Annotated in this window: 10 protein-coding genes; 4 read left to right on the top strand and 6 right to left on the bottom strand. The window is 74.3% G+C overall.

What is annotated here, in order from left to right; all coding sequences use genetic code 11:
* Window positions 1–106: 106 nt before the first annotated feature.
* The gene (locus LPA42_RS32990) at window positions 107–703 is read right to left on the bottom strand and encodes a hypothetical protein (RefSeq protein ID WP_228987123.1); all 597 of its coding nucleotides are present in this window, start codon (window positions 701–703) and stop codon (window positions 107–109) included.
* Between the two features lie 61 nt (window positions 704–764).
* Window positions 765–3,425 carry a pyruvate, phosphate dikinase gene (gene ppdK / locus LPA42_RS32995; RefSeq protein ID WP_077939442.1) on the bottom strand — a complete coding sequence of 887 codons (2,661 nt, stop codon included), beginning with the start codon at window positions 3,423–3,425 and terminating at the stop codon, window positions 765–767.
* Window positions 3,426–3,570: 145 nt separating this feature from the next.
* On the opposite strand from ppdK, the gene LPA42_RS33000 reads away from it, so the two are divergent.
* The 3 genes from LPA42_RS33000 (at window position 3,571) to LPA42_RS33010 (ending at window position 6,293) form a co-directional block, all read left to right on the top strand.
* Complete coding sequence (locus tag LPA42_RS33000; RefSeq protein WP_228987124.1) at window positions 3,571–4,083, top strand: GNAT family N-acetyltransferase; 513 nt, start codon at window positions 3,571–3,573, stop codon at window positions 4,081–4,083.
* Window positions 4,084–4,148: 65 nt separating this feature from the next.
* Window positions 4,149–4,778 carry a hypothetical protein gene (locus LPA42_RS33005; protein ID WP_077939444.1) on the top strand — a complete coding sequence of 210 codons (630 nt, stop codon included), beginning with the start codon at window positions 4,149–4,151 and terminating at the stop codon, window positions 4,776–4,778.
* Between the two features lie 177 nt (window positions 4,779–4,955).
* Window positions 4,956–6,293, top strand: coding sequence for a hemolysin family protein (locus LPA42_RS33010; RefSeq protein WP_043968069.1), 1,338 nt, complete (start codon window positions 4,956–4,958; stop codon window positions 6,291–6,293).
* A 3-nt stretch (window positions 6,294–6,296) separates the two neighbouring features.
* On the opposite strand, the gene LPA42_RS33015 is transcribed toward LPA42_RS33010, so the two are convergent.
* The 4 genes from LPA42_RS33015 to LPA42_RS33030 all read right to left on the bottom strand — a co-directional run bounded on the left by LPA42_RS33015 (window position 6,297) and on the right by LPA42_RS33030 (window position 8,771).
* A complete protein-coding gene (locus LPA42_RS33015) occupies window positions 6,297–6,668 on the bottom strand; it encodes a hypothetical protein (protein ID WP_077939445.1) in 372 nt (123 codons plus the stop codon).
* Window positions 6,655–7,035 carry a hypothetical protein gene (locus LPA42_RS33020; RefSeq protein ID WP_077939446.1) on the bottom strand — a complete coding sequence of 127 codons (381 nt, stop codon included), beginning with the start codon at window positions 7,033–7,035 and terminating at the stop codon, window positions 6,655–6,657. Before LPA42_RS33020 ends, LPA42_RS33015 begins: the two co-directional genes overlap by 14 nt.
* Window positions 7,032–8,258 (bottom strand): NRAMP family divalent metal transporter, encoded by a 1,227-nt coding sequence (locus LPA42_RS33025; protein WP_077939447.1) that lies wholly within the window; start codon window positions 8,256–8,258, stop codon window positions 7,032–7,034. The genes LPA42_RS33020 and LPA42_RS33025 overlap by 4 nt, the downstream gene beginning before the upstream one ends.
* A 123-nt stretch (window positions 8,259–8,381) precedes the next feature.
* Complete coding sequence (locus LPA42_RS33030) at window positions 8,382–8,771, bottom strand: PaaI family thioesterase (RefSeq protein ID WP_043968077.1); 390 nt, start codon at window positions 8,769–8,771, stop codon at window positions 8,382–8,384.
* 100 nt (window positions 8,772–8,871) lie between these two features.
* Here LPA42_RS33030 and tyrS point away from each other — a divergent pair, with 100 nt between their 5' ends.
* The gene (gene tyrS / locus LPA42_RS33035; protein ID WP_077939448.1) at window positions 8,872–10,158 is read left to right on the top strand and encodes a tyrosine--tRNA ligase; all 1,287 of its coding nucleotides are present in this window, start codon (window positions 8,872–8,874) and stop codon (window positions 10,156–10,158) included.
* The last annotated feature ends 571 nt before the right edge of the window (window positions 10,159–10,729 follow it).

A 10,729-nucleotide genomic window follows, 5' to 3' on the forward strand; every position in this document is an offset into this window, starting at 1 on the left:
CCGGGTGATCAAGAGGTTTGCGTCATGGCCGGAGCGAAACCTGACGCAAACCTCTTGATCACGAACCAGGGGGCCACCCGGATCAGCGGGGCAGCGGGGTAGCGGGTCAGCGGGGGGATGCGGGGAGGCGGTGGGCGCGTAGGACGTGGGCCCACCAGGGGCGGGGGGCGGTCGAGCGCAGGGCCGGGGCACGCACGCCCCGCAGGCTCACCCACCCGCCCGGTCCCATCCGCACCGTGCCGATGGCCGGCGGGCGACGTCGGCCGGCCACCACCGCCACCGCAGCGGTGACCAGCCCGACGGCCAGCGCCCCGGCCGCCGCGGCGAGCACCTGGTCCGGGTCGACCAGCGCGCGGTAGCGCACCCGGCCCCCGGCGAGCACGAACGCGCCGACCGGTCGGCCGTCGCGGGCCACCGGCACCACTACCGCCGGCGACGTGCCGGGCAGGACGAGCACGGGCCCGACCTGCCCGCCGGACCGCTGCCCGGCCTCCGGGCACGCCTGCGCCGACGACGGCACCGCCGCCGGTGCCTGCGCCGGACGGGCCTGCGCTGCCGGCCCCTGCGCCTGCGGCCCCTGCGCCGACTGTGCCTGCGGTGTCGGTGCCGGTGCCTGCGCCGCCGGTTGCTGCGCAGCGGGCGACGGCGGGCGCGGGGGCGGGGAGAGCGGGGCGGGTCCGGTGGCGTTCAGGATCGCGGTCATGGCGCGACCTCCGTTCGGTTGTCGGGTCAACGGCTGCCGGGTCAGCACAGCCGTCGTCGGGTCAACGGCTGTCGGACGGCGCGTCGGCTGGGCGCACCGCGGCCCGTCCGGCGGCCAGGCGGGCGATCGGGATCCGGTACGGCGAGCAGGAGACGTAGTCGAGGCCGACCTCGGCGAAGAACTCGACCGAGTCGGGGTCGCCGCCGTGCTCGCCGCACACGCCGACGGTCAGCTCCGGCCGGGCCGCCCGACCCTCCGCCACGGCCAGGCGGACCAGCCGCCCCACCCCGGCGGTGTCGATGCTCTCGAACGGGGAGACCGGGAAGATCCCGCGTTCCAGGTACGCCCCGAAGAACGCCCCCTCCACGTCGTCGCGGGAGAACGCCCACGCCGTCTGGGTCAGGTCGTTGGTGCCGAAGGAGAAGAACCGCGCCTCGGCGGCGATCTCCCCGGCGGTCAGCGCCGCCCGGGGCACCTCGATCATTGTGCCGATCGGGATTTCCGGCGCGCCCTCGACCCCGGCGAGCACCCGCTCGGCCTCGACCCGCACCGCGGTCAGCTCCCGCACGTCGCCGACCAGCGGCACCATGATCTCGGGCCGGGGATCGCCGCCGTCGCGCAGCCGCTGGGCCGCCGCCTCGGCGACCGCCCGCACCTGCATCGCGAACAGCCCCGGCACGACCAGTCCGAGCCGCACCCCGCGCAGCCCCAGCATCGGGTTCGCCTCGTGCATCCGGCGCACCGCGACCAGCAGCGCCCCGTCGCGCCCCGGGTCCTCGCCCAGCGCCTCGGCGCGGGCCACCCGGGCGGTCAGCTCGTGCAGCGGGGGCAGGAACTCGTGCAGCGGCGGGTCGATCAGCCGGATCGTCACCGGCAGCCCGTCCATCGCGGCGAGGATGCCGACGAAGTCGGCCCGCTGCAACGGCAGCAGCGCCGCCAGGGCCGCGTCCCGCTCCGCCGGAGCGTCGGCCAGGATCAGCCGTTCCACCAGCTCGCGGCGCTCGCCGAGGAACATGTGCTCGGTGCGGCACAGCCCGATGCCGCCCGCGCCGAACGCGCGGGCCCGCCGGGCGTCGGCGGGGGTGTCGGCGTTGGCGCGTACCCCGAGGCGGCGCACGGCGTCGGCGTGGCCGAGCAGCCGGTGCACGGCGGCGACCAGCGGATCGGCCTCGGGCGACAGCTCGCCGGCGAGGTAGCGGGCGACGGGGGAGGGCCGCACCGGCACCGACCCGGCGTACACCCGGCCGGTGCTGCCGTCGATGGAGATCACGTCGCCGGCCCGGACGACCCGGTCGCCGACGGTGAACTCGCCGCGCTCCGGGTCGATCCGCACCGCCTCGGCCCCGCAGACGCAGGTGCGGCCCATGCCCCGGGCCACCACCGCGGCGTGCGACGTCTTGCCGCCCCGCGAGGTCAGCACCCCCTGCGCGGCGATCATGCCGGGCAGGTCGTCGGGGTTGGTCTCGCGCCGCACCAGGATCACCGGCTCGGTGGCCGCCGCCGCGGCGGCGGAGTCGAACACCACCCGCCCCACGGCGGCACCGGGCGACGCGCCGACGCCGGTGGCCAGCGGCACGGGCGCGGCGTCGAGGTCGAAGCCGGGGAACATCAGCTGCGCGAGCTGCCCTCCGCTCACCCGGTGCAGCGCCTCGTCCGCGCTGATCAGGCCCTCGTCGACGAGCTGCGCGGCGATCACGAACGCGGCGGCCGGGGTGCGCTTGCCGACCCGGGTCTGCAGCATCCACAGCTTCCCGCGCTCGATGGTGAACTCCACGTCGCACAGGTCCCGGTAGTGCCGCTCCAGCGTCCGCATGATCTCGGTGAGCCGGCGGAAGCTCACCGGGTCGATCCGCTCCAGCTCCGGCAGGCCGACGGTGTTGCGGATGCCCGCCACCACGTCCTCGCCCTGCGCATCGGGCAGGTAGTCGCCGTACACTCCGGGCGCGCCGGTGGCCGGGTCGCGGGTGAACGCGACCCCCGTGCCCGAGTCGGGGCCCAGGTTGCCGAAGACCATCGCCATCACGTTGACCGCCGTGCCCAGGTCGTCCGGGATGTGCTCGCGGCGGCGGTACAGCACCGCCCGGTCGGCGTTCCACGACTCGAAGACCGACCGGATGGCCAGGTAGAGCTGCTCGTGCGGGGACTGCGGGAAGTCGTGCCCCACGTGGTGGGCGTACACCTTCTTGTACGTCTCCACCAGGTCGCGCAGCGCCGCCGCACCCGGCCCGCCCGGCCCGGCCGCCGCCCGCACCGCCGCCAGCTCCCGCTCGAATTCCTCGGCCGGCACCCCGTGCACCGTCCGGCCGAACATCTGGATCAACCGCCGGTACGAGTCCCAGGCGAACCGCTCGTCCCCGCTGTGCGCGGCCAGCCCGCCCACGGTCGCGTCGTTGAGCCCGATGTCGAGGATCGTCTCCATCATCCCCGGCATCGAGAACCGGCCGCCGGAGCGCACGGCCAGCAGCAGCGGGTCGTGCCGGTCGCCGAGCCACCGGCCCAGCCGCGCCTCCACCTCCCGCAGGTGGGCGTTCACCTCGTCGAACAGGCCGGCCGGCGGGGCACCCTGCGCGAGGTACGCCCGGCAGGCGGCCGTGCTGATCGTGAAGCCCGGCGGCACGGGCAGCCCGAGCCGCGTCATCTCCGCCAGGTTCGCCCCCTTGCCGCCCAGCAGGTCCGCCCGGCTCCGGTCACCCTCGAAGAAGTCGTAGACGTACTTGAGCATGGCGTCGGCCCTCCACTCCGCTACCGTGCGGGAACGTCGTCCCCCTCCTTGGTAGCGGGCCGCGCCGGGCCGCCGACAGGGCCGGATGGAACGACCGCCGGGCCGGAGGTCCCGGCCTGTCGGACCCCGCCGGTACCCTGCCTGCGTGACCGCCGAGGATCTGCGCCCGCCCGCCGCGACCGGCGAGGCCGTGCGCCTGCGCCCCGTGCGCGACGACGACCTGCCGCACTTCTTCGCCTTCGAGCAGGATGCGCAGGCCAACTGGGTGGCGGCGTTCGGCCCCGTCGACCCGGCGGACCGGGCGGCGTTCGAGGCGCACTGGCGGCGCATCCGCGCCGACCCGGCGATCGTCACCCGCACCGTCACCGTCGACGGCACCGTCGTCGGCCACGTGGCCGCTTTCCCCGTCGACGACCAGACCGAGGTCAGCTACTGGATCGACCGGGCCCGCTGGGGCCGCGGCCACGCCACCGGAGCCCTCGCCGCCCTGCTGGCCGAGCTGCCGCGCCGCCCGGTGCGCGCCCGCGCCGCCAAGGACAACGCCGCCTCCCTCGCGGTGCTGCGCAAGTGCGGCTTCGTCGTCGTCGGCGAGGACTCGGGGTACGCCAACGGCCGCCGCGCCGTCGTCGAGGAGTGGGTCCTCGAACTGGCCGCCTGAGCGCCGGCACCCGCCCGGCACCGCCCCACAGCCGGCCTGAGCTGGGCGGGCACTAGTCTCGCGGGGTGAACTGGCTGGACTTGATCGGCTGGACCGGCTCGGCGCTGCTGGTCTGGTCCCTGCTGCAGGCGCGCATCCTCCGGCTGCGCGCACTCAACCTCGTCGGCTGCCTCGTGCTGATCGGCTACAACACCGCGCTCGCCGTGTGGCCGATGGTCGGGCTGAACGTCGTGCTCGCCGTCATCAACGTGTGGTACCTGCGCAAGATGCTCGCCACCCGGCACGACGAGCAGACGTACCAGGTGGTTGAGGTCGGCGTCGACGACCAGTTCCTGGCCCACACGCTGCGCGTGCACGCCGCCGACATCGCCCGGTTCAACCCGGGCTTCCACTGGGGCGAGCACACCGCCCGCCGCTCCGCGTTCCTGGTCGTCCGCGCCGACGAGGTGGTCGGGGTGGTCCTCTCCCACGCCGAGGGCGACACCGCCCAGGTCGACCTCGACTACGTCACCCCGCCGTTCCGCGACTTCACCCCCGGCGAGTTCGTCTACCGGCGCAGCACCCTCTTCACCGACCGGGGGTTCCGTCGGGTGGTCAGCCCGCCCGGCATGGTCGCGCCCTACTACCACCGGCTCGGCTTCCGCGCCGAGGACGACGCGTACGTGCTCGATCTGGCCGCCGCCGACCGGGCCTGACCGGCGCGGACGGGTCGGCCGACCGGCGGGCCCGCCGCCCGCGACCGCCCGGCCGGCGGCGGGAGGATTCGCCGACCCGCCGACGGGGCACAGAGGGGCCTACGCCGGCCCGGGCCCGCCGGGCGGCGCCACCGGTCGTCGCGACCGGGGCCGTCGGAGCGAGGGAGAGAACCGGGCGTGCAGAGCTACTGGAGCCAACTGGCCCTGGTCGGAGTCCTGGTCGTCCTCAACGCGATCTTCGCCGGCAGCGAGATGGCGCTGGTCTCGTTGCGCGACAGCCAGGTCCAACGGCTGGAACGCAGCGGCCGGGCCGGCCGGGTGCTGGCCCGCCTCGCCAAGGACCCGAACCGCTTTCTCGCCACCATCCAGATCGGCATCACCCTCGCCGGGTTCCTCGCCTCGGCCGCCGCGGCGGTCTCCCTGGCCAAGCCCCTCGTGCCGCTGCTCGGGGTGTTCGGCTCCGCCGCCGAGACGGCCGCCATCGTGCTGGTCACCCTGGTGCTGACGTTCGTCACCCTCGTCTTCGGGGAGCTGGCCCCCAAGCGGATCGCCATGCAGGCCGCCGAGCGCTGGGCGCTGCTGGTGGCCCGCCCGCTGGACCTGCTCGCCAGCCTCACCCGCCCCGCCGTCTGGGCCCTCGGCGCGACCAGTGACCTGGTGGTCCGCCTCGTCGGCCTCGACCCCAAGCACGAGCCGGACGAGATCGGCCCGGACGAGCTGCGCGACATCGTCGCCGGCAACCACGGCTTCACCAAGGAGCAGCGGACCATCATCGCCGGGGCGGTCGAGATCGCCGACCGGCGGCTGCGCGCGGTGCTCGTACCCCGGTTGCAGGTCTTCACGCTCGACAGCGGCACCACGGCGGAGGCCGCGCGGCTGGTGCTGGCCGCCACCGGCCACTCCCGCGCGCCGGTGGTGCGCCACGGCGGCCTCGACGACGCGGTCGGCGTGATCCACCTGCGCGACCTGGTCGGGGTGCCCGACGACCGGCCCGTCGACGAGTGCGCCCGCCCGCCGATGCTGCTGCCCGACTCGCTGCCGGTCGTCGACGCGCTGCGCCAGTTCAAGGCGGAACGGCAGCACATCGCCCTCGTCGTCGACGAGCGCGGCGCCGTCGACGGGATCGTCACCCTCGAGGACATCCTCGAGGAGATCGTCGGCGAGATCTACGACGAGACCGACCGGGACGTGCGCGCCGTGCGCACCGAGGCCGACGGCGCGATGCTGCTGCCCGGCACCTTCCCCGTCCACGACCTCGTCGACGTCGGCGTCGAGCTGCCCGGCCGCCCCGCCGGCGACTACACGACCGTGGCCGGCCTGGTCCTGACCCTGCTGGGGCACATCCCCACGGTGCCGGGGGAGGACGTCACCATCGACGGCTGGGCCCTGGAGGTCGCCGACATCGACCAGCGGGCCATCACGGCGGTACGGCTGCGCCGCGTGGCCGCCCCCGCCGAGCCGGACGCCGACGCGGAGCCCGACGCCGAGCCCGCCCTCGACCCGGCCCGGGGCTGACCCTCAGCCCGGCCCGGACGGTCCCGCCGGCGGTGCGGGCGGCCCTTCCGGCCCCTCCGGCTGCTCCGGCTGCGCCGCGCCGAACGGGAAGCCGGGCACCGGCGGCACCAACCGGACGGCGTCGGCAGGCACCTGACGGCTGCTGCCGCGCAGCGCCCGGGCGACCAGACGGATCAGCCACGGCCCCGACGGGTGCCGCTCCGCACCGATCAGCCGCCCGCTGACCCGGGCGTACCAGCGCCCGGCGACGACGACGTCGGTCAGCCGCAGCCGCCCGTCGGGGCGCTCGCCGCGCACCACCACGTCCACCACCCGACCCAGCCGCCGGCCGTGCAGGTCGTACGCGGTGCGGCCGAGCAGCTCACCCGCCCGCACGGTCCGCCCCCGGGATCCGGTCGATCAGGTGCCGGCGCAGCCACTGCTCCACCGGCGAGGCGGGCAGGTCGCCGAGGCAGGCCCGCAGCCGCACCGCGCTGTCCACCCGCTCCACCAGCCGGTACGGGATGCGCAGCGGCGTCACCGCCCGCTCCTCGGTGAACCGGTCCGCCACCGCGACGAGGAGCCGCCCGATCCGGCCGCCGATCCGCTGCCCGAGCGCCCCCTGCCCGGTGAGCAGGGCGGCCACGTACGGCACCCCGTCCGCGTCGACCCCGAACTCCACGTCGTCGACCTTGCCGACCAGCCGGCCGTCGCGGTCGACGATCTGCCGGTCGAGCAGCTGCCGGCCGAGCTGCATCCTCATCGGCCCATCCCCGTCACCACCGCCAGCGGGACCGCCGCCACCGACGCCACCACGATCACCAGCAGGAACACCACCCCCAGCAGGTTCGCCAGCGGCCCGTTCACCCGATCGCCCAGGTACGTCCGGTCGTTGGCCACGATCAGGATCGGCAGGTACGTCAGCGGCAGCACCACCGCGCTGAGGACCAGCATGTACTCCGTCAGCGTCACCGGGTTGACCGTCGTCAGCAGCACCAGCATCCCGAGCAGGACGCTGACCAGCAGCACGCTGTGGAACCGGGCCGCCTCACGGGGGCTCACCCACTTGCCCCACTGCCAGCCGAAATACTGCGCGGCGGCGTACGCGGCGGACAGCCCCGTCTCCAGCGCGGCCCCGAACGTGACGGCGAAGAACGCCAGCGCCGCCACCGCCAGCCCCGCCGCCCCGAACGCGAGCACCGCCGGCTGCGCCACCTGGGCGAGGGAGTCCGGCGACGTCCCGCCCGGGTGGTACACCACCGCGGCCGTGGCGATCAGCGACAGGGCGAGGAAGCCGCCCACCGGGAAGCCGATCAGCACGCTGGACCGGGCGTCGGCCAGGTCGGCGGCGCTCCACCGCTCCTCCACCCCGCCCGAGGAGAAGAAGAACACCTCGTACGGGCTGACCGTGGAGGCGAACAACGCCACCGCCACGAACCAGTAGGCCCCCCAGCCCTGCCCCGCCGCGCCGCCGTGCACCGCCGAACGCCCGAGCGCCGCCCAGTCGGTGGGCAGCCAGAACAACGCCACCGCGAACCCCACCAGGGCCAGCCCCGCCAGGCCGAACACCCGCTCCATCAGCTGGAAGCGCATCCGCCACAGCACCAGCCAGACCGCCGCCGCGGCGACCGGCACCCAGAGCAGGTAACTCAGCCCGGAGGCCAGCTGCAGGGCCAGCCCCACGCCGCCCAGCTCGGCGGCGAGGGTCAGCACGGTCACCAGGTAGGAGGCCACCAGGTTCAGCAGCGCCACCCGGGGGCCCAGCCGCTCCCGCACCAGGTCGAACACCGCCCGGCCGCTCACCGCCGCGACCCGGCCGGCCATCTCGGCGTACGCGCAGATGCCCACCACCCCGAGCAGCAGCACCCAGGCGTGCGCCATGCCGAAGCGCGCCCCCGCCTGGCTCGCCGCCACCAGGTCGCCGATGTCCACGAACCCGCCGACGGCGGAGAGCACGCCGAGCGTCGCGGCGAGGAGCTTCCTCACCTCGGGCGCGGGTCGACGGGTGCCATCGCCGCGACGATATCCGGGCAGAAAGCCCCTCAAGCCCCGAACCGGGCATCCGGCCGGCGGGTCGGCAGGGCCGGCCCGGCTCTGCCGGCGGCGAGATCAGGCGCCGGTGAGGTTCTGCAGGCGCACCTGACCCCGGGAGACCAGCCGCCCCGCGTCGTCGGAGATCTCCACCTGCCAGAGCTGCTGGCTGCGGCCCCGGTGCACCGGGGTCCCCACGGCCGTCAGCTCGCCCTCGCGGACCGCGCGCAGGAAGTCCGTCTGGTTCGACACCCCGACCACCCGGCCCTGCCCGCCCAGCCACAGCGAGCCGCCGACGCTCGCGGCGGTCTCCACCACCGCGCAGTACACCCCGCCGTGCTGAATGCCGAACGGCTGGTGCAGGTCCGGGCGGACCCGCCACCGGATGACGACCCGATCGGCGCTCACCTCGTCGAACTCCAGGCCGAGCAGGGCGACGAAGCCCCCGGTCAGCTCGGGCATCTCCACGGCGGCTCCTCCTCGCGTCAGGGAGGGCCAGCCTAGCCAACCGTGATCAGCGGCAAACCCGGTACCGGCCGGTTCCGGCGATGGGGGAGAATCGGTGACCGTGACCGACAGCAGCCTCCCGCCTCCCGGGCGGGACTCCCTGACCGAAGACCTGCAGTGGCGGGGCCTCATCCAGGACTCGACCGGCCTCGACGAGCTGCGCGCGCTGCTCGACGGCGGGAGCGCCACCTTCTATGTGGGCTTCGACCCGACGGCGGCCAGCCTGCACGTCGGCCACCTCATGCAGGTCACCACGGCCCGCCGCCTCCAGCTCGGCGGGCACCGGCCACTGCTGCTCGTCGGCGGGGCCACCGGGCAGATCGGCGACCCGAAGGAGAGCGCCGAGCGGACGCTCAACCCGCCCGAGGTGGTGGCCGGCTGGGTCGACCGCATCCGCGACCAGCTCTCGCCCTTCGTGTCCTACGCCGGCGAGAACGCGGCGCGGCTGGTCAACAACCTGGACTGGACCGGCGAGATGTCGGTGGTCGAGTTCCTCCGCGACGTCGGCAAGCACTTCCCGGTCAACAAGATGCTGGCCAGGGAAGTGGTGAAGGCCCGGCTGGAGACGGGCATCAGCTTCACCGAGTTCAGCTACCAGCTGCTCCAGTCCCACGACTTCTACGAGCTGCACCGCCGGCACGGCTGCCAGCTCCAGTTCGGCGGCTCCGATCAGTGGGGCAACATCACCGCCGGGGTCGACTACGTCCGCCGCCGGGGGGCCGGCCCCGTCCAGGCCTTCGTGACGCCGCTGGTGACCAAGGCCGACGGCACGAAGTTCGGCAAGACCGAGGGCGGCGCCGTCTGGCTCGACCCGCAGCTGACCAGCCCGTACGCGTTCTACCAGTTCTGGCTCAACGCCGACGACCGCGACGTGGTCCGCTACCTGCGCTACTTCAGCTTCCGCTCCCGCGACGAGATCGAGCAGCTGGAGAAGGAGACCTCGGAACGGCCGGCGGCCCGGCTCGCCCAGCGGGCCCTCGCCGAGGAGCTGACCACGCTCGTGCACGGCGAGCGGGAGATGGCCCAGGCCGTCGCCGCCAGCCAGGCCCTCTTCGGTCGGGGGTCGCTGGACGACCTGACCCCGGAGACGCTGCGGGCGGCCCTGACCGAGGCCGGACTGGTGCACGTCGACGAGCTGCCCGACGTCGCGGGGTTGCTGCGGGAGTCGGGCCTGGTGCCGAGCGCCAAGGAGGCGCGTCGGGTGATCGCCGAGGGCGGCGCGTACGTCAACAACACCCGGATCACCGAGGTCGACGCGAGGCCCACCGCGGCGGACCTGCTGCACGGCCGGTACCTGGTCCTGCGTCGCGGCAAGAAGTCGTTCGCCGGCGTGGAGCTGCGCGGATAGCGGCGCGCGGGAAGTGTGACGCGGGACGCCCCCGACGGATTTGACGACCAATCCGTCGGGGGCGTAACTTTCTCTCTGCCAGCGCGGAACGGGCGAAACGGGGCGAAAAGCCTCCAAGGCCGGAGCGCGGTATGGAACACCGGGTCGCAGAGGGAACACTCTTCGTGATTCGGGCCGGGCGGTGCCCCGGATCTGCCGCAGGGCGGATTTGGCGAGGCGAGACCGACCGGGTAAGGTTCACCGCCGGTAGGGAACCGGGCGAGCGTGCGGGAGACCGCAGCGGCCGGCCTGCCGGAAACCACGGGTGGAGCCGGTGACAACCGGTGACTGAGTGGTGCCCGTAATTCGGGTGGAAGCGGGTCGGATCGGGATTCTCCGGTTTGACAGTGCGGAAACCGGAGGGTAACGTAGTAAAAGTGCCCAGCGCGAAAGCGGGGGCGCGGATGAACGAGATGCCCCGGATGGGGCCCCCGGGTTCGGGGGTTTCGGATGGTGTGTGGTTGTTCTTTGAGAACTCAACAGGGTGCTTGATAAGCCAGTGCCAAGTAGTTTGATACCCCGCGCTGGGTCG

The sequence above is a fragment of the Micromonospora sp. DH13 genome, from assembly GCF_020873825.1.
Lineage (GTDB): Bacteria > Actinomycetota > Actinomycetes > Mycobacteriales > Micromonosporaceae > Micromonospora > Micromonospora haikouensis.